Genomic DNA, 17,564 nt, shown 5'->3' on the forward strand with positions numbered 1-17,564 from the left:
GCTTCGGTCCGTGGGGAGAGGCCGGGGAACACTGCTGCCGGAAGAGGAAGCCCAGGGTGGCCCGACGAGAGAGAGGTCCCAGCCAGTCAGGCGTGGAGAATCCACCACGCTCCGATACCCCCGGAATGGGTGACGGACTGGCTGCGCTGAGTGATGGAACTGTGACCGAGTCCACGGGCGCCGGGCCGACAACCGATGTGCGCGAGGCGCGGAACGCGGGCACCGCCCCGTGGCGGCTGCAGAACTGGCGGCTGCCGACCAAGCTGGCGGCGGTGCTGCTGATCCCGACCATCGCCGCGCTCGCCCTCGGCGGTCTGCGGGTGCAGTCGGACCTCGGCGACGCCACCGAGTTCAACCGGTTGGCCAACCAGATCCAGCTGGAGGCCGCGGTCGCGGACGTCGTCCAGCAGCTCCAGCGCGAGCGCGACCTGAGCGCGAGCCACGTGGCGTCGGGCAAGAGCCTCGACCGCGTCGTGCTCGACCGCCAGCTGCGCCGCGTCAACGACACCACCGACGCGCTCAACAGCAAGATCGTGGAGCTCAGCGGCGACCTCGACGACGAGGTGGTCACCCGGTTCCGCCGGGCCGCCGAGCAGCTCAAGCGGCTCAACAGCCTGCGCAACGCCGTCCGGGACACCGCGTACCCGTCCGACGCCGTGCTGCGCACCTACTCCGAGTCCGTGGAGAGCCTGCTCGACCTCGGCGAGCAGGCCATCGCCGGCATCAACCACCCCGAGCTGGTGCGGCTGCACCTGGCCACCAACGCCATCGGCCGCATCAAGGAGCAGGAGTCCCGCAAGCGCGGCATCATGCTCGACGTGTTCCAGCGCGGCGGCTTCGGCCCCGGCCAGGAACGCGCCCTGCTGGCCGCGAACGCGGAGCTGGAAGCGGCGCGCAACGACTTCCGCAAGTCGGCGACGCCGGACCAGGCCAAGATCTACGACGACACCGTGACCGGTCTGATCGTCGACACCGCGAACGACATGCAGGAGTCGGCGCTGAACCTGGCGGCCGGCGGCAAGAGCCTGTCCTCGCTGCGCCCGGAGAAGTGGGACATCGCGTCCACGCTGACGGTGAACCTGACCCGTGACGTGGAGAACCTGCTGCTGGAGCAGCTCACCAACCGCACCGGCGAGCTGACCGGTCTCGCGCGCACCGCGGCGCTGCGGGACTCGGGCATCGTGCTCGGCGCGCTGCTGCTGGCGTTGATCATGGCGCTGTTCGTGGCCCGCTCGATCCTCAACCCGCTGCGCGTCCTGCGCCGCACCGCGCTGGAGGTCGCCGACCACGGCCTGCCGGACGCGGTCAGCCGGATCCTGGTGGACCCGAACCCGCACGAAGCGGCCAAGACGGCCATCGCGCCGGTGCCGATCACCACCAAGGAGGAGGTCGGGCAGGTCGCCCGCGCCTTCGACGCGGTGCACGGCGAAGCGGTCCGGCTGGCCGCCGAGCAGGCGCTGCTGCGCGACAACGTCAACGCGATGTTCGTCAACCTGTCCCGCCGCTCGCAGGCCCTGGTGGAGCGCCAGCTCAACCTGATCGACCGGCTGGAGCAGGACGAGCAGGACCCCGACCAGCTGGCCAGCCTGTTCGAGCTGGACCACCTGGCCACCCGGATGCGGCGCAACTCGGAGAACCTGCTGGTGCTCTCCGGCACCGACCTGTCCCGCCGGCTCACCCGCCCGGTGCCGGCCGCCGAGGTCCTCGGCGCGGCGGTGTCCGAGGTCGAGCAGTACGCCCGGGTGCAGGTCGGCCAGACCCCGGAGCTCACCGTCCAGGGCCGCGCGGTCAACGACCTCGTGCACCTGATCGCCGAGCTGCTGGACAACGCCACCGCGTTCTCCGACCCGGTCACCAAGGTCACCGTGCGCACCGCCCGCACCCGCAAGGGCGAGCTGGCGATCGAGATCCAGGACCGCGGCGTCGGCATGGCCGAGCAGGAGATCACCGACGCGAACGAGCGGCTGGCCGACCCGCCGGACGTGGACGTCGCGGTGTCCCGCCGGATGGGCCTGTACGTGGTCGCGCGGCTGGCCAAGCGGCACGACATCAAGGTCCGGCTGCGCGCCAACGAGGACATCGAGGGCGGCACCACCGCCCTGGTCGTGGTGCCCGAGACGCTGGTCGCCGCGCCCGCAGCGCCGGGCGCGCCCCAGGAATCGGTGTTCGGCACCCCCGCCGCCCCGGTGCACCCGAACCCGGCCGAGCGGGCCAGCGGCATCGCCGGCGCGTTCACCGGCTCCATGCCGCGCCTGGACGACGAACCGGCGTTCCCGGTCAGCTTCGTGCACAGCGACAGCGAGCCGGACGCCGCCGGGCTGCCGCTGTTCGGCGAGACCCCGGCGGAGAGCTCCGGCGAGATCTCGCAGCCGTGGCTGCCGGTGGGCGACGAGTTCACCGAGCGCGACGTCGAGCACGAACCGGCGGGCTCGTTCGGCGAGCCGACCCTGTTCACCGCCTACGAGGACCGGCCGGACGACGACGCGGACGCGCACGGCTTCGAGACCACCCAGTTCGCGCCCGCGATCGAGAGCCGGCTGGGCGGCGAGCCGTCCGCCAAGCCGTTCGCCGAGCCGTTCGCGGAGGCCCCGCCGGTCGCGGAGCCCGAGCCCGTCCGGCGCAACGGCTCCACGCCGCACCTGCCGGAAACCGCCCGTCCGGTGCACGACCTGGACGCCCCGACCGAGCGGCTGCCGATCTACGAGGCGGTCCTCTCGCAGTGGTTCCAGGCCGTGGGCAGCGAGACCTCGGCGGCGACCGCCCAGGACGTGCCGCCCGCGCCCCGGCCCGACCCGAAGCCCGAGCCCGAGCACGAGCCGGAGGCGGCGGCCGAGCCCGTGCTGCCGACCCGCCGGCCGCAGCCGGTGCCGCCGGTCGCGCCGACCACCGAGGCGGCCCCCGTGCCGCCGCCGGTCGCGGCGCGCGAGGTGGACAAGGGCCGGCCGTTCACCGAGGGCGGACTGCCCAAGCGGCGGCCCGGCTCGCCCGACAACTCGCCCCAGCGCGCTGCGGAGGTGCCCCGCGTGTCCGAGGCCGAACCGGCCGCAGAGCCGGAACCGGTCGCATTCGGCGGTCTCGTGCGCGGCGCCCACGCGCACGCCGATCCAGTGCACAATGATCACACGCCCGGTGATCACGACCGCGGTGACGACCACCCGGACGACGGCGTCGAGCCGTCGGCCGAGCAAGCTTGGCACTCGCCCGCCGACGAAGGCTGGCAAGCGGCCCAGGCGCTGCTCAGCAAGGCCCCAGAGACCACGACACAGGCGGGGTTGCCCAAGCGGGTGCCCAAGGCTCAGCTTGTGCCGGGATCGGCCGCTCCCAAGCCCCAGGGCGCGGAGCGGCAACCGCAGCGGCCCCCGCTGCCACCACGATCGGCTGACGCGATCCGTGGACGCATGTCGAGTCTTCAGCAGGGCGTCCGTCGAGGGCGACACGCTTTGATCGACGCTTACGCTGGTGACATGTCGAGCCGGCAAGACGAGGAGCAGGAGTGACGACCGCAGCTCAGCCAGGCAGCTTTGGTTGGCTTATCACCGACTTCGTGCGCCGGGTTCCCGGCGTGGCCCATTCCGTTGTGGTGTCGGCGGACGGGCTGCTGCTCGCCGGCTCGCAGGGCCTGCCCCGGGACCGCGCCGAACAGCTCTCCGCAGTGGCCTCCGGCCTGGTCAGCCTCACGGCCGGCGCGGCCAGGTGCTTCGAGGCGGGCACCGTGAACCAGACCGTGGTCGAGATGGAGCGGGGCTACCTGTTCCTGATGTCGATCAGCGACGGGTCGTGCCTCGCGGTGCTCGCGGCCCCGAACTGCGACATCGGCCTCGTGGCCTACGAGATGACCCTCTTGGTCGAGCGCGTCGGCCAGCAGTTGACCCCGGAGCTGCGCGCGCAGCTCCAGGGTGCGGTTCGGCGGTAGATCCTCATGAGATCGTGGGGGTGAGCGGTAAATGGCTGAACGATCTGGCGCGGGTGGACGTCGCTTCGGTAGGAACTTCAACTACCAGGAGTGGGCCGCCGGCGGGTTCCAATTCGAAGAGCCGGATGCCGACCCCTCAGCAGACGAGGAAGCCGAGGACGCACCCAACTCGAGGACCGGTCGGGCGGCCGAACCTCCTCGGGTCGAAGGCACAGGGCAGGGGCAAGGCGATATGTCTCAGCGTGAGGTTGACGACTCGTCGTACGACTACGACGACGTTCCCAACCGGTTCGACATCGACGGGTACGGCAGCGGGCTGTTCGGGGGTCCGGGCGCCGACCTGTTCGGCGCCCACGGCCTGCCGGACAGCGTGCCCGAGCAGGTTCCCTACACGACCGGGCCGCAGCCGGTCGTGCGGCACGAGGAGAACCCGGCGGCGGAGTCGGGCTCGCTGGTCCGCCCCTACACCCGGACGGGCGGCCGCACCCGGCCGGACTACGACCTGGCCATCGAGGCGCTGGTGTCCACCAGCGAGCGGGGCCTGGAGCGGGACGCGGCGGTGCTGCCCGAGCACCGGTCGATCTGTGGTCTGTGCACCGACACCAGGTCGGTGGCGGAGGTGGCGGCCCACCTGCGGCTGCCGCTCGGCGTCGTCCGGGTGTTGATCGGCGACATGGCGAGCATGGGTTTGGTATTGATTCACCAGGGCGGCTTGGTCGTGGGGGACAGGCCGTCCATTGAATTCCTTGAGAGGGTGCTCAGTGGGCTTCGCAGGCTCTAGCCCCAACGCGGCCGATGGCGAGCGGAAGCCGACGACCTCCGCGAAGATCGTGGTGGCCGGTGGCTTCGGCGTGGGCAAGACGACGTTCGTCGGTTCCGTGTCGGAGATCGTTCCGCTGACCACCGAAGCGGTGATGACCGAGGCGAGCGCCGGGGTCGACGACCTGTCGGCGACGCCGAACAAGGTCACCACCACGGTCGCGATGGACTTCGGACGGGTGTCGCTGGACCAGGACCTGATCCTGTACCTGTTCGGTACGCCGGGTCAGCACCGGTTCTGGTTCATGTGGGACGACCTGGTCAGAGGTGCGATCGGGGCGATCGTGCTGGTCGACACGCGGCGACTGGCGGACGCGTTCGCGTCCATCGACTTCTTCGACGACCGGCAGCTGCCGTACGTCGTCGGCGTGAACTGCTTCGACGGTCTGCTGCACCACCGCATCGAGGACGTGCGGGAAGCGCTGACCATCGACCAGTCCGTGCCGATGGTCACGTGCGACGCCCGCAACCGGCAGTCGACCAAGCAGACGCTGATCACGCTGGTGGAGCACGCCATGCGGCAGTGGATGTCGGTGCGCGCGGGCTGAGCCCGGGTTCCCGGACGAAGGGGCGGCACCCGCGTGGCGGGTGGCCGCCCCTCCCTGCTGCCCGCTCGCGCTTCCTCGCCGGGAGCGGACACCCCGCGCCCTACCGGCGGCGGACCGCGTTCGCGCTGTCCGGCGGCACGGGCCGCCGGGTGGGGCACTCGACGCGGAACGCGGTCCCGCGGCACGTCGGCGGGTAGGCGCGAGCCGCCGGTGCCGCTCCTCGGGCGCTGGGGTCTTCGCGCGGGACCACCCGGCCGGCCCGCGGCACGCGGTCGGCGGCCGGTGCCGGTGGCACCGGTGCGCACCGGGTGACGGCCATGCCGGGCTCCTCACGTGGTCGGGTCGCTCTACCGACCCCTCAACCCGACGCTAGGTCGCCTCGCCGCCACTGGCGGGTGATCGGCCTTCCCGATCGGGGATCACGCGGAGTCGCCGTCGCCCTGATCACCTGCCGCTGAACCGCCGGCTGTCGGGTCGTCGGCTGCCTGGTCGCCGGCTGTCGGGTTATTGCCGCTGGACTTGCGCCGCTGGGCGTTCGCCGCTGGGTCGGCGCTGGATCGGTGTGGGGGTGGCGCGGTCGGGTTCGTTCGCGGTCGGGGCGCGCGAAAGGGGCGGCCTCCTCGTGGGAAGCCGCCCCTCGGGCCGCTCAGGCAGGTGGTGTCGCACCCGCCGAGACGAGGCCTTCGCCCAGTCGCTCAGTCGTCGACCCCGAGGCCACCCCAGTCGTGGCCGTCGTCGCCGTGGCCCCACCAGTCCGGGTTCCCGTCCACGTCGACGTCCACTGTGGAGATGTCGTTGAACGAGTCGTCGATCCAGGTCAGGTTGTTCGTCGTGTGGGTGTTGGTGACGTCGTTGTCGTCGCCGAAGATGATGATGGTGTCGGCCTGCGCCAGCCCGCCGGAGAAGGCGAAGGCCGCGACGGTCGCAGGGACGATAAGCAGTGCTCGTCGGATGATCGACATGCTGAGTGCTCCTCGTTGCGTCGGGGCGCCTTATCAGCGCCTGTCTTCGACGCTAGGCCGCAACTCGATCACTATCGGGTAGACCGGACCCACGGACAGGGGTCACGCGGAGTCGCCCTCGACGAGCGCCGCGGAGGTGATCCGGTGCAGCGGGAAGCGCCGCACCTCGCCGTAGCTGACGTCCACGCCCTCCAGCACGCCACCGCCCACGACCTGCGGTTTGATCACGCGGCGGGCGGCGGTGCCGTGGCTGTCCACGAAGTCCACCAGCACGTCCCGGCCGTCCCGGGCGGCTTGTTGCAGCAACGCCAGGGTCGCGCTGGGTCCCGCGCCCAGGTGACCGGGGACCGAGACCCGGGCACCGCCCGTAGTCGTCGCTGCCTGGTCACCCGCCCGCACCGCCCGGACCAGCTCGCCCAGCTGCTCGTCGGACGGGGGTGTCGGTGCCGGTGAGCGCCGTCGGCCCTTGCCCGGGATCCGCCGGCCGCCCGCCCGCAGGTCCAGCACCCGGCCGTCCGGCCCCTCGGCGGCCGGCGCGAACCCGGCCGCGCGCAGCCCGTCGAGCACCTCGGCCAGCGGGTACGGGCTGACCAGCACGGTCGGCGCGATCTTGCGCAGCTCCAGCCGGTCCGCCGCCGGGTGCGCGGCCACCTCGGTGACCAGCACCGGGTCGTCGCAGCGCAGGAACGACCCGGCCGCGCCACCGCGCAGCCGGCCGTGCTTGCGGGCCGCGTCGTCGATCAGGTACGTCAGCGACTGCGGCACCGGGGTGCGCGACTTGCCGCGGAACAGCTCGTGCAGGTCGGCGGCGGTGCGCCCGGCGTCGAACGCGCGCCGCACGGACTCCTCGCGGACCCGGTAGACCGTCGCGCCGCCGGCCGACTCGACGTCGGCGACCAGCGCGATCTCGTCGGCCAGCTCCGGCTCCAGGCGGCCCGGCGCGACCACCGTCAGGTCGGCCTGCACCAGCACGTGGTCCACCGGCGCGGGCAGCGCGTCGCCCAGCCGCTTGGCGGCCGGGCCGGGGCCCTCGGTGAGCAGGGTCCGGGCCTGCGCGGTCAGCGCGTCCAGGGCCAGCACGCCCACCGCCGTGCCCTCCTCGACGGTCCACCGCACCAGCTCGTCGCGCAGCCGGCCGCCGCGCCGGGGGGCCCGCCACGCCAGCACGGCGGCCAGCTCGTCGGCGTCGACCGCGGCGGTGCCCGGCGGCAGGGCGGCCAGCGCCTCCAGCACCCGCCTGCGGTCGCGCGGCGCGGCCGGCCGGTTCAGCTCGGGGGCCAGCGGGTTGAGCAGCCGGTCGCGCTCGTCGCGGCGACCGATCAGGCCGGGCAGCCGGGGCAGGTCGAGCCACGCCTGGGCGAGCGTCGCCCAGCGGTGTTCGGGGGCCGCGGCCAGCCACGGGTCGGCCTGCGCGGTCGGCACCCACTCCGGTTCCGCGCCCTCGCTGTCGGCGACCAGGTTCGCGTTGACCACCAGCTCCACCAGCAGGGCCGCGCGGCGCTCGTCCACGTCCAGGTCCTTGGCCAGCTTGCGCAGCTCGCGCACCCCGACCCCGCCCGAGCGCAGCACCGCCGGCGGCTCCGCCGACCACGCCGTCAGCAGCGCCTCGACGTGCCGGGACAGCTCCAGCGCCTCGCCGGCACCGGTGCTGTCCACCGTCACCGGCTCACGGGCCAGCGTGGTCAGCGGCGGTTCCGAGGTCCGGACCTCGCCCAGCGGCCGGTCGCCGCGCACCGCCAGGCCGATCTCGCGGGGCAGCTCGACGGTCAGCGCGTCCCGGCGCACCAGCAGGCCGCGGGCCAGCAGCTTCTGGATCGGGGTGCGGGCGTTGGCCAGCGACACCACGTGCGCGGCGTCCTTGGTCTGGCCGACCGGCGGGCCGGCGGCCAGCGCGCCCAGCACCCGGCGCTCGTCCTCGCCGAGCCCGGACAGGTCCGCGCCCGCCAGCGAGGGCACCGAGCGGCCCAGGCCGCACGGGAAGGGGTTGACCGCGTCGCGGGTCGCCGGGGGCGTGCTCAGCGCGTCGTCGTCGCCCCACACCAGGACGCGGGCGCGCAGCAGGTCCGTCGCCGCGCGCACGTCCACGTCGAACAGGGCGTCCACGTCGGCCAGGCGCACCGGGCGCTGGTCGGCGTCGAGCACGAGCAGTGCTTCCAGCACGGTGAGGGTCAGCGTGTCCAGGTCTTCGCACGCCCGCGCCACCGAAGCCCGCGACCCGACCCGGGTGGCGAGCACCATGGTGTCGGCCGGTGGCGGCGTGGCCAGGTCTGGGCGCGCGCGCAGGAGAGCCACGAGCGCGGTGTCGTCCTGCGCGCGCAGCCACTCGGCGAGTGTGGTGCCGGACATCCCCACCACGGTATAGGGCCGCGCGCGATCCCGAGCCGGTGAGGCACACTTGTCCACGACGTGCAGCACCACCGAGGAGGAACCCGTGGCCAAGGCCCGCCCCGAGCGCATCGACCCGAACTGGCCGCAGCCGCCCGCGGACGCCAAGTACGCGGTCAGCGAACTCGCCAGCGACGTCCAGGGCGCACTGTCCCCGTTCGGCAAGCTGACCTTCCCGCTGCCGGTGGACGAGCTCGGCTACCACCACCCGGTGACCGAGATCAACCGCTGAGTTCAGGCTCCCGCTGCCCCACGGCCGTGCCTCGGCCGTGGGGCAGTTCGCGTTCCCGGGAACTCCCGCGCGCGCCCGGCCGGTCCGAGGTTCCTGGCCGGCCCGGGGAGCTGTGCGGGACAGCCGGGCCGGACGTGAGGAACTTTCCGTTCAGCGGGCGTGCGGCCGGAAGGTTTGCTGCGCGGGTCGAGCCGCGCGCGTTCCGTTAATCCGTGCGGACTAGGCTCGGTTCCCGCTTGAGCAGTGCTGTTCTGGGAGGATTCGATGCCGGTCCCCGGCCCTGGGTATTCGATCACCGTCCGGCTGGAGGCGCCGCCCTCGGCGAGCGCGGCGGGCGACCTGACGTCGGCGGTCGGCCGCGCGGGTGGCGTGATCACGGCGTTCGACGTCGTCGAGTCGCACAACGACCGGGTCGTGATCGACCTCACCTGCAACGCGCTGTCGGCCAACCACGCCAAGGACATCACCGACACCCTGGGCCAGTTGCCGGGGATCGTGGTCCGCAAGGTGTCCGACCGGACGTTCCTGGTCCACCTCGGCGGCAAGATCGAGATCTCCTCCAAGGTCCCGCTGCGCAACCGCGACGACCTGTCCCGCGCGTACACGCCCGGCGTGGCCCGGGTCTGCCAGGCGATCGCCGAGAACCCGGACGACGCCCGCCGGCTGACCATCAAGCGCAACACGGTCGCGGTCGTCACCGACGGCTCCGCCGTGCTCGGCCTGGGCAACCTCGGCCCGGCCGCCGCCCTGCCGGTGATGGAGGGCAAGGCCGCGCTGTTCAAGAAGTTCGCGGGCGTCGACGCCTGGCCGGTGTGCCTGGACACCCAGGACACCGAGGAGATCATCCGCGCGGTCGAGCTGATCGCGCCGGTCTACGGCGGCATCAACCTGGAGGACATCGCCGCGCCGCGCTGCTTCGAGATCGAGGCCCGGCTGCGCGAGAAGCTCGACATCCCGGTGTTCCACGACGACCAGCACGGCACGGCGATCGTCGTCGTCGGCGCGCTGCGCAACGCGCTGCGGGTGGTCGGCAAGAAGATCTCCGACTGCAAGCTCGTGGTCTGCGGCGTCGGCGCGGCCGGTTCGGCGATCATCCGGCTGCTGCTCAAGCAGGAGCCCGGCGACGTCGTCGCGGTCGACGTGGACGGCATCGTGCACCGCGACCGGCCCGGCCTGGACGAGAACCTCAAGTCCATCGCGGCCGTGACGAACAAGGGCAACGTGTCCGGCCGGCTGCACGACGCGCTGGTCGGCGCGGACGTGTTCATCGGCGTGTCGGCACCCAACCTGTTCGGGGCCGAGCAGGTCGCCACCATGAACCAGGACGCGATCGTGTTCGCGCTGGCCAACCCGGACCCCGAGATCGACCCGATGGAGGCGCAGAAGCACGCCGCCGTGGTCGCCACCGGCCGGTCGGACTTCCCGAACCAGATCAACAACGTGCTGGCGTTCCCCGGCGTGTTCCGCGGCCTGCTGGACGCGCACGCGCGCACCATCACCGACTCGATGCTGCTGGCCGCCGCGACCGCGATCGCGGACGTGGTGGACGGCCAGAAGCTGAACGCCTCGTTCATCGTGCCGAGCGTGTTCGACACGTCGGTCGCTCCGGCCGTCGCGGAAGCCGTCCGCAAGGCCGCCGCGGCCCAGTCGTAGCCGGTCGTAGCCGGTCCTCGGGGGTTTCTTGACGTGCGGTGCGTCGTGCCGGGTCGGTGCGGAGGCATAGCATCGTTCGCATGAGCAAGCAGTTCACCCACCTCGACGGAAGCGGCGCGGCCCGCATGGTCGACGTGTCGGCCAAGGAGCAGACGAACCGCACGGCGGTCGCGTCCGGCGTGCTGCGGACCACTCCCGAGGTGGTGGTGCTGCTCGGCAGCGACGGCCTGCCCAAGGGCGACGCGCTGGCCACCGCGCGGATCGCCGGGATCATGGCCGCCAAGCGGACCTGGGAACTGGTGCCGCTGTGCCACCCGATCGCGCTGTCCGGGGTCGTGGTGGACCTGGCGCTGGAAGGCGCGGAGGTCCGGATCACCGCGACCGTGCGCACCACCGACCGGACCGGCGTGGAGATGGAAGCGCTGACCGCCGTGTCGGTGGCCGGGCTGACCCTGCACGACATGGTGAAGTCGGTGGACCCGGCCGCGACGCTCGACGAGGTGCGCGTGGAACGCAAAGAAGGCGGCAAGACCGGCCTGTGGGTCCGCCCATGACCACCGACGACGCTCCGGCTTCCGCCGTTGGTGTGCCGATGTCCGCCGTTGGTGTGTCGGCTTCGGGCGGACGGGTGCGGGCGGCGAGGGTGGTGACGGCGTCCAACCGGGCCGCGGCGGGGGTCTACGAGGACCGGGGCGGGCCGATCATCGTGGCGTGGCTGCGCGAGCGCGGGTACGAGGTGCCCGATGCGGAGGTCGTGCCGGACGGCGAGCCCGTCGCGGAGGCGTTGCGGGCGGCGGTGGCGGACGCGGTGGCGGTCGTCATCACGACCGGCGGGACCGGGATCAGCCCGACCGACCGGACGCCCGAGGCGACGCGCGCGGTCGTGGACTACGAGGTGCCGGGCGTGGCGGACGCGATCCGGCTGTCGGGCTGGCCGCGCGTGCCCACCGCGGTGCTGTCGCGCGGGGTGGCCGGCGTGGCGGGGCGGACGTTCGTGGTGAACCTGCCCGGGTCGACGGGCGGCGTGCGGGACGGGTTGGAGGTGCTCGGCACCCTGCTGGAGCACGCGGTGGACCAGGTGGCCGGAGGTGACCACGGATGACCGAGGTCGTGCGCGCGACCGTCAGCGACCAGCCGCTGTCGGTGGAGGAACACGCGAAACTGGTGCAGAACGCGGCGGCCGGAGCGGTGGTGACGTTCTCCGGGGTGGTGCGCGACCACGACCACGGGCGGTCGGTGCGGGAGCTGGAGTACGTCGGACACCCGTCGGCGGCGGACGTGGTGGCCGAGGTGGTGGCGGACGTCGTGGCGAAGTTCTCCGGGGTGCGGGCGGTGGCGGTGACGCACCGGGTCGGCGAGCTGGCGATCGGTGACGTGGCGCTGGCGTGCGCGGTGTCGGCCGAGCACCGGGCGGAGGCGTTCGGGGTGTGCTCGGAACTGGTGGACGAGGTGAAGCGCCGACTCCCGGTCTGGAAACGTCAGGTCTTCACCGACGGCACCGACGAGTGGGTCAACTGCCCCTGACCACGCGCCCGTGGTCGCCGTTCGCACAACCGCCGAGTACGCGGCTATGGGTCGAGTTGTCGCCGACTGCTCAGCCGCGGAGCGTGGCCGCCGGTCACGGTGCTGCGGAGTGCGTGGCGAGGAGTGCTTGGCCGAAGAGTGCGTGGCGCTGGCCCCCGATTCAATTATCCCACCGACCACCGACAGTACGCCTGGTTCGGGCCGGCGTGCCGGCGGGCTAGCGGGGCGGCAGGCGACGGCGTCGGTCGGCGACGGTGGACGGCCAGCGTCGGGCATCGGCGGATCGGGGATCGGGCGAGCGGCGGCAGGCGTCGACAGGCGACAGGCGACAGGCGACAGGCGACGGGCGGCGTCCGGCGGCCAGCTGGCCGGGCGGGTGGCCGGCCGGGTGGCGAGGCGGGTGGCGAGGCGGCGGGTGGAGGAAAGCAGAGACCCCGCCGTCGGGGGGAACGGCAGGGTCTCTGGTCTGGTGCCGGCAGTCGCCGGCGCCGGGTCACTTGGTGGCGATCTTGTGACCCACCATGATCAGGTCGGCGTTCGGGATGAATTCCTTGTTGAGCTCGTGCAGCTTGGCCCAACCGCCCTCGACCTTCAGCTCCGACGCGATCTTCGACAGGCTGTCGCCCGGCTTGATCTCGTAATCGCCGGCGGGGTTGGTGCTCGGCAGCGCGACGGTCACCGGAGCGGCTTGCTGCTGCACCGGCGCCTGCTGCTGCTGCTGCTTCGGGGCCTGCTGCTGCTGGGGCTGCGGGGTCGTCTGGCGCTGCTGCGCGGGAGCCGGCGCGGTCCGCTGCGGGGCCGGGGCGGCACCGCCGCCGAGGCCCTTCGGGCCGCACACCGGCCAGGCGCCGATGCCCTGGGTCTGCAGGACGTTCTCCGCGACGCGGATCTGCTCCTCGCGGGAAGCCTGGTGGGGCATGCCGGAGCCACCGTTGGACGTCCACGTGCTGGGCACGAACTGCAGCCCGCCGTAGTAGCCGTTGCCGGTGTTGATGCTCCAGTTGCCGCCACTCTCGCACGCGGCGACCGTGTCCCAGTTGACGCCGGAGCCCTGCGCGTTCGCGGTTCCGGTGGCCAGGCCCAGGGGGGCACCCACGATGACGCCGGCGACGGCGACCTTCGCGACGGTGCGGGCGGTGGCACTGATGGTCGGGCGGTGCTTGCCTCGGTAAGAAGCCATTTCCCTCTCGGCCCACCACACCTGCACGACCGACGCGGGTTCGGGGCCCGTGATGTCGATCAGTCCCTGTCCGGCGGTATTCCTCGCTCGGGGTTTGGTTCCGGGGCCACTGGACAGGGTTCGGCGTGTGGCGTCCCGGTGGTGCTCGTGGTTGGTCGGGGCCAACCGAAGAGCGACCGTACGTAATCGGGGAGCGCAGGTCCAAACGTTCCAGGGTGTGATGGCTATCACTGTAACGCTTTGGGGTGATCTGCCGAGATGGGTATTTAGCCAGGTCAGGCGGCCGTTACCTTCTCGTTTCCGTTCTGAGATCTGTCGAGATAGATCACGGTAAGTGAGGTCTGGCTCACGTCATTCCGTCGGCCGTGGCAGGCCCGTCAGCCGCCGGCGAAGGGTGGCAGCACGTCCAGTCGGGCCCCCGTGGCGACGGGCGTGTCGCGGTCCCGCACGGCCACGCCGTCCAACAGGAAGCTGCACGCCGGCAACACGCGCCCGAGCCCGTCACCGTGCCGCGCGCGCACCGCGTCGAGCACCTGCGCGACCGTGGGCGTCCCGGACAGCTCCAGGCTCTCGTCGGACACCCCGGACGCCGCCCGCGCGCCGGCGAAGTACCGGATCGTCAGTCGCACCACGTCGTCCTCCGAGCCTTGAGAGTCTGTCCGGCCGTATGAGCCGTGTGGGCCGTACGTGTCATGTGGGCCGTGTGGGCTATCTGGGTCTTGCAGGTCGTGTGAGGGTCTCGCGGGTCGCCGACAGGAGGAGGGCGTCAGCCGCCGATCGCGCTCATCGGGCGGTCGGGTTGGTGGAAGCCGTCGTCGTTGATGCCGTGCCCGGCCGCCTTCGCCCACGAGTTCCCGCGCCACCGCACGGCGATCTCCTCGTCGGACGCGCCGTCGCGCAGCAGCGCCCGCAGGTCCGTCTCGGTCCGGGAGAACAGGCAGTTGCGCACCTGGCCGTCGGCGGTCAGCCGGGTCCGGTCGCACGCCGCGCAGAACGGCCTGGTCACGGACGCGATCACGCCCACCGTCGCGGGTCCGCCGTCGACCAGCCAGCGCTCGGCCGGCGCGCCGCCCCGGTCGCCGGGCTCGGGCACCAGGTCGAACGCGCCGCGCAGCGCCGCCAGGATCTCCTCGGCGGTGACCATGTCGTCCCGGTTCCAGGCGTGCTGCGGGTCCAGCGGCATCTGCTCGATGAACCGCAGCTGGTAGCCGTGGTCGAGGCAGAACCGAAGCAGCGGCACGGCCTCGTCCTCGTTCACGCCGCGCATCAGCACCGTGTTCACCTTCACCGGCATGAGACCCGCGTCACGCGCGGCAGCCATCCCCGCGAACACGTCGTCAAGGCGGTCACGCCTGGTCAGCGTGTGGAACCGGGCCGGGTCGAGGGTGTCCAGCGAGATGTTGACCCGGTCCAGCCCCGCGTCCACCAGGGCACGGGCGCGCTTGGCCAGGCTGATGCCGTTCGTGGTCATCGACATCCGGGGCCGGGGGGCGAGGGCCGCCGTCGCGGCGATCACGCCCTCCAGGCCGGGCCGCAGCAGCGGCTCGCCGCCGGTGAACCGGATGTCGGTCACACCCAGCCTGGTCACGGCCACGCCGATCAGCCGCGCCAGCTCGTCGTCGGTGAGCAGCTCGGGCTTGGGCAGCCAGTCCAGGCCCTCGGCGGGCATGCAGTAGGTGCAGCGGAGGTTGCACCGGTCGGTCAGCGACACCCTGAGGTCGGTCGCGACCCGGCCGAACCGGTCGACCAGCAGCGGGGAGTCCGGTCGCGCCGACGCCTCGGTCGTGCCGCGCACGCCGGGTAGTCCCAATTCGACTGCCGTCACCCCTACCAGGGTACTGCTACGACACTGGTGGGTATCGCCGCAAAACGGGACGGCGCGGTGGGACGGCTTGGTGGGACGGCTTGGTGGACCATGCCGAGCCGGGTCTCTCGGCGGCTAAATTATTGACATGACGAGCGAGCACGACGTCCCCGCCGACGTGTTGGAGCGGTTCGGCTTCTACGCCCGCGAGACGAGCACGCTCACCATCTTGTTCCACAGCCGGGTGGCCGAGCAGATGGGGCTCTCGCCCACCGACGAGAAGTGCCTGGACCTGGCGATGCGCGCGGACGAGCCGATCACGGCCGGCAAGATCGCGGAGCTGTCCGGGCTGTCCACGGGCGCGGTGACCGGCGTGATCGACCGGTTGGAGAAGGCCGGGTACGTGCGCCGCGTGCGCGACCCGCACGACCGGCGCAAGGTGCTGGTCGAGGTGACGGTGGCCGAAGAGCGCTTCGGTCACCTGTTCGTGGGAGCGCAGCAGACGTTGCAAGAGGTGTTGGCCCAGTTCACGCCGGCGGAGTGGGCGGTGCTGGAGAGGTACAACAAGACCGTGATCGACGTGTTCCGCAGGCGGGTGATCGACGGCTGATCGGCGCGGTTCGCGGAGGTGGGGAGGAGAGAGGAGATCGGGCGGGGGCCCGGGTCGAGGGTGCCGGTCAAGGAGCGCTGGTCGAGGGGTTAGCCGGCAGCATGGCGGCATGGCCGAGCAGTGGAACTACCTGATGGACATGGACGGCGTGCTCGTGCACGAGGAGCACCCGATCCCGGGGTCCGGCGAGTTCGTGGCGGAGCTGACCGCGAACGGCATCCCGTTCCTCGTGCTCACCAACAACTCGATCTACACCCCGCGTGACCTGCGCGCCCGGCTGTCCCGGACCGGGCTGGAGGTGCCGGAGTCGGCGATCTGGACCTCGGCGCTGGCCACCGCCCGGTTCCTGGACTCCCAGCGGCCGGGCGGCTCGGCGTTCGTGATCGGCGAGGCCGGGCTGACCACGGCGCTGCACGAGGTCGGGTACGTGCTGACCGACCGCGACCCGGACTACGTGGTGCTCGGCGAGACGCGCACGTACAGCTTCACGGCGATCACCAAGGCGATCCGGCTGGTCGAGGAGGGCGCGAAGTTCATCGCGACCAACCCCGACGCGACCGGACCGTCGCGGGAGGGGTCGCTGCCGGCCACGGGGTCCATCGCGGCGCTGATCGAGCGGGCCACCGGCCGCGAGCCGTACTACGTGGGCAAGCCGAACCCGTTGATGATGAGGTCGGCGCTGCGGGCGTTGGGCGCGCACTCGGAGAACACGCTGATGATCGGTGACCGGATGGACACCGACGTGCGGGCCGGGCTGGAGGCCGGGTTGCGGACGATCCTGGTGCTCACCGGGATCTCGGCGGACTCGACGGCGGAGCTGTACCCGTACCGGCCGACCCGGGTGCTCAAGTCGATCGCCGACCTGGTCGGGAACTCGGGCGACCCGTTCCCGGCGTAGCGCTGGTGGTTTTGGCGGTGACCTGCGCAAACAGGGGGATTGTCGTACCTGCCGGTTAGGTTCCGCGGCATGGGCATCGACTACTTGGCGGTTCTGGAGCGGTACGGCGAGGCGTTCGCTGACGCGGTGGACGGCAACCTCGACCGGCCGGTGCCCAGCTGTCCGGGGTGGACGGTGGACGACCTCGTGGCGCACCTGGCCGCGGTGCAGGGGTGGTGGCTGTCGGTGCTGCTGGCGAAGGGGCCGATGCCGGACCCGGCCGTCGCCCGCCGGGCCGGGGAGACCGGGCCGGACCGGGTCGCCGGGTGGCGTGAGATCACCGCCCGGTACCAGGCGGTGCAGCACGAGTACGGGGGCGAGCCGGCGGTGTGGGTGCCCTGGGGCGCGGGGTTGGACACGGCGGCGGCGGTGGCCTGGCGGCAGGCGCACGAACTGGTCGTGCACTGCTGGGACGCGCAGAACGCGGTGGGCGCGGCCGCGCGAATCCCGGAAGAGCTGGCGGCCGACGGGGTGGACGAGTTCGCCGACCATTTTCTGGGGGCGCGGGAGTGGGGTCGGGAGCCGGCCGAAGTCGCGTTCGTCACACCGGAGCGGACGTGGTCGCTCGGCTCGCCTGACGCGGCGGGGGCGGTGCGCCGGGGCGTGAGCGCGGTGCGCCGGGGACGTGCGGTGACGGTGACGGGTACCGCTGAGGAGGTGTACCTACTGGTCTGGGGCAGGCTCACCGCGGAACAGGTGCGGGTCACCGGAGACCGCGAGCTGCTCGACCGCCTGCTGACCTGGCCCGACGTCCACTGACGGCAGCCGGTTGAGCCGGTCGGCCATCCGCTCGGCGCGGTCGCGGACGAGTTCGCCGCGCCCGGACACGCCGCTGCCGTCGCCCGCCGCCGCCCCGAGCCGGTCGAGCAGGTCGGCGTGCAGTCGCAGCCAGTCGACGTGCTCCCACGGCGTCAGCACGCCCGTCGCGGCGGTTTCCGCCATCACCTCGTCCAACACCACCGCGACCCGTTCCAGGTGCTCCCTCATGAACCTGATG

At 72.4% G+C, this 17,564-nt stretch carries 18 protein-coding genes; 12 read left to right on the forward strand and 6 right to left on the reverse strand.

Features of this window, described 5'->3' with window-relative positions:
- Positions 1-125 precede the first annotated feature (125 nt).
- From BN6_RS02470 to BN6_RS02485, 4 genes are read left to right on the forward strand one after another with little or no spacing between them, the layout of a single operon-like run.
- Positions 126-3,497 (forward strand): nitrate- and nitrite sensing domain-containing protein, encoded by a 3,372-nt coding sequence (locus tag BN6_RS02470; protein ID WP_148302712.1) that lies wholly within the window; start codon positions 126-128, stop codon positions 3,495-3,497.
- Positions 3,494-3,913 carry a roadblock/LC7 domain-containing protein gene (locus BN6_RS02475; protein WP_015097946.1) on the forward strand — a complete coding sequence of 140 codons (420 nt, stop codon included), beginning with the start codon at positions 3,494-3,496 and terminating at the stop codon, positions 3,911-3,913. Before BN6_RS02470 ends, BN6_RS02475 begins: the two co-directional genes overlap by 4 nt.
- A gap of 31 nt (positions 3,914-3,944) precedes the next feature.
- Complete coding sequence (locus tag BN6_RS50100) at positions 3,945-4,694, forward strand: DUF742 domain-containing protein (RefSeq protein ID WP_015097947.1); 750 nt, start codon at positions 3,945-3,947, stop codon at positions 4,692-4,694.
- Positions 4,675-5,280, forward strand: a complete 606-nt coding sequence (locus BN6_RS02485; RefSeq protein ID WP_015097948.1) for a GTP-binding protein — start codon at positions 4,675-4,677, stop codon at positions 5,278-5,280. The genes BN6_RS50100 and BN6_RS02485 overlap by 20 nt, the downstream gene beginning before the upstream one ends.
- Positions 5,281-5,975: 695 nt before the next feature.
- On the opposite strand, the gene BN6_RS02495 is transcribed toward BN6_RS02485, so the two are convergent.
- Positions 5,976-6,242, reverse strand: coding sequence for a hypothetical protein (locus BN6_RS02495; protein ID WP_015097949.1), 267 nt, complete (start codon positions 6,240-6,242; stop codon positions 5,976-5,978).
- 102 nt (positions 6,243-6,344) lie between these two features.
- Positions 6,345-8,588 carry a helicase-associated domain-containing protein gene (locus BN6_RS02500; protein ID WP_015097950.1) on the reverse strand — a complete coding sequence of 748 codons (2,244 nt, stop codon included), beginning with the start codon at positions 8,586-8,588 and terminating at the stop codon, positions 6,345-6,347.
- A gap of 85 nt (positions 8,589-8,673) precedes the next feature.
- On the opposite strand from BN6_RS02500, the gene BN6_RS02505 reads away from it, so the two are divergent.
- From BN6_RS02505 to BN6_RS02525, 5 genes are all read left to right on the forward strand, one after another.
- On the forward strand, positions 8,674-8,859 hold the full coding sequence (locus tag BN6_RS02505; protein ID WP_015097951.1) for a hypothetical protein: 186 nt from the start codon (positions 8,674-8,676) through the stop codon (positions 8,857-8,859).
- Positions 8,860-9,123: 264 nt separating this feature from the next.
- The gene (locus tag BN6_RS02510) at positions 9,124-10,512 is read left to right on the forward strand and encodes an NAD-dependent malic enzyme (RefSeq protein WP_015097952.1); all 1,389 of its coding nucleotides are present in this window, start codon (positions 9,124-9,126) and stop codon (positions 10,510-10,512) included.
- An 80-nt stretch (positions 10,513-10,592) separates the two neighbouring features.
- Entirely contained in the window at positions 10,593-11,066 is a 474-nt protein-coding gene (moaC, locus tag BN6_RS02515) for a cyclic pyranopterin monophosphate synthase MoaC (protein WP_015097953.1), read from the forward strand.
- Positions 11,067-11,104: 38 nt separating this feature from the next.
- Positions 11,105-11,614 (forward strand): MogA/MoaB family molybdenum cofactor biosynthesis protein, encoded by a 510-nt coding sequence (locus BN6_RS02520; protein ID WP_051075922.1) that lies wholly within the window; start codon positions 11,105-11,107, stop codon positions 11,612-11,614.
- Complete coding sequence (locus tag BN6_RS02525; RefSeq protein WP_015097955.1) at positions 11,611-12,036, forward strand: molybdenum cofactor biosynthesis protein MoaE; 426 nt, start codon at positions 11,611-11,613, stop codon at positions 12,034-12,036. Before BN6_RS02520 ends, BN6_RS02525 begins: the two co-directional genes overlap by 4 nt.
- A 493-nt stretch (positions 12,037-12,529) precedes the next feature.
- Here BN6_RS02525 and BN6_RS02530 read toward each other — a convergent pair whose 3' ends face one another.
- The 3 genes from BN6_RS02530 to moaA form a co-directional block, all read right to left on the reverse strand.
- Complete coding sequence (locus BN6_RS02530) at positions 12,530-13,216, reverse strand: LysM peptidoglycan-binding domain-containing protein (protein WP_041311710.1); 687 nt, start codon at positions 13,214-13,216, stop codon at positions 12,530-12,532.
- Positions 13,217-13,593: 377 nt separating this feature from the next.
- Positions 13,594-13,848, reverse strand: coding sequence for a MoaD/ThiS family protein (locus tag BN6_RS02535; RefSeq protein ID WP_015097957.1), 255 nt, complete (start codon positions 13,846-13,848; stop codon positions 13,594-13,596).
- Positions 13,849-13,982: 134 nt separating this feature from the next.
- Positions 13,983-15,041, reverse strand: a complete 1,059-nt coding sequence (gene moaA / locus BN6_RS02540) for a GTP 3',8-cyclase MoaA (RefSeq protein WP_041311714.1) — start codon at positions 15,039-15,041, stop codon at positions 13,983-13,985.
- Between the two features lie 127 nt (positions 15,042-15,168).
- On the opposite strand from moaA, the gene BN6_RS02545 reads away from it, so the two are divergent.
- The 3 genes from BN6_RS02545 to BN6_RS02555 all read left to right on the forward strand — a co-directional run bounded on the left by BN6_RS02545 (position 15,169) and on the right by BN6_RS02555 (position 17,326).
- Positions 15,169-15,630 (forward strand): MarR family winged helix-turn-helix transcriptional regulator, encoded by a 462-nt coding sequence (locus tag BN6_RS02545; protein ID WP_015097959.1) that lies wholly within the window; start codon positions 15,169-15,171, stop codon positions 15,628-15,630.
- Positions 15,631-15,739: 109 nt separating this feature from the next.
- A complete protein-coding gene (locus BN6_RS02550; protein WP_015097960.1) occupies positions 15,740-16,528 on the forward strand; it encodes an HAD-IIA family hydrolase in 789 nt (262 codons plus the stop codon).
- Positions 16,529-16,597: 69 nt separating this feature from the next.
- The gene (locus BN6_RS02555; protein ID WP_015097961.1) at positions 16,598-17,326 is read left to right on the forward strand and encodes a maleylpyruvate isomerase family mycothiol-dependent enzyme; all 729 of its coding nucleotides are present in this window, start codon (positions 16,598-16,600) and stop codon (positions 17,324-17,326) included.
- Here BN6_RS02555 and BN6_RS45245 read toward each other — a convergent pair.
- Positions 17,231-17,554 (reverse strand): hypothetical protein, encoded by a 324-nt coding sequence (locus BN6_RS45245; RefSeq protein WP_148302714.1) that lies wholly within the window; start codon positions 17,552-17,554, stop codon positions 17,231-17,233. The two genes, BN6_RS02555 and BN6_RS45245, sit on opposite strands and share 96 nt — an antisense overlap.
- Between the last annotated feature and the right edge of the window lie 10 nt (positions 17,555-17,564).

Origin of the sequence: Saccharothrix espanaensis DSM 44229, assembly GCF_000328705.1 — a bacterium.
Lineage (GTDB): Bacteria > Actinomycetota > Actinomycetes > Mycobacteriales > Pseudonocardiaceae > Actinosynnema > Actinosynnema espanaense.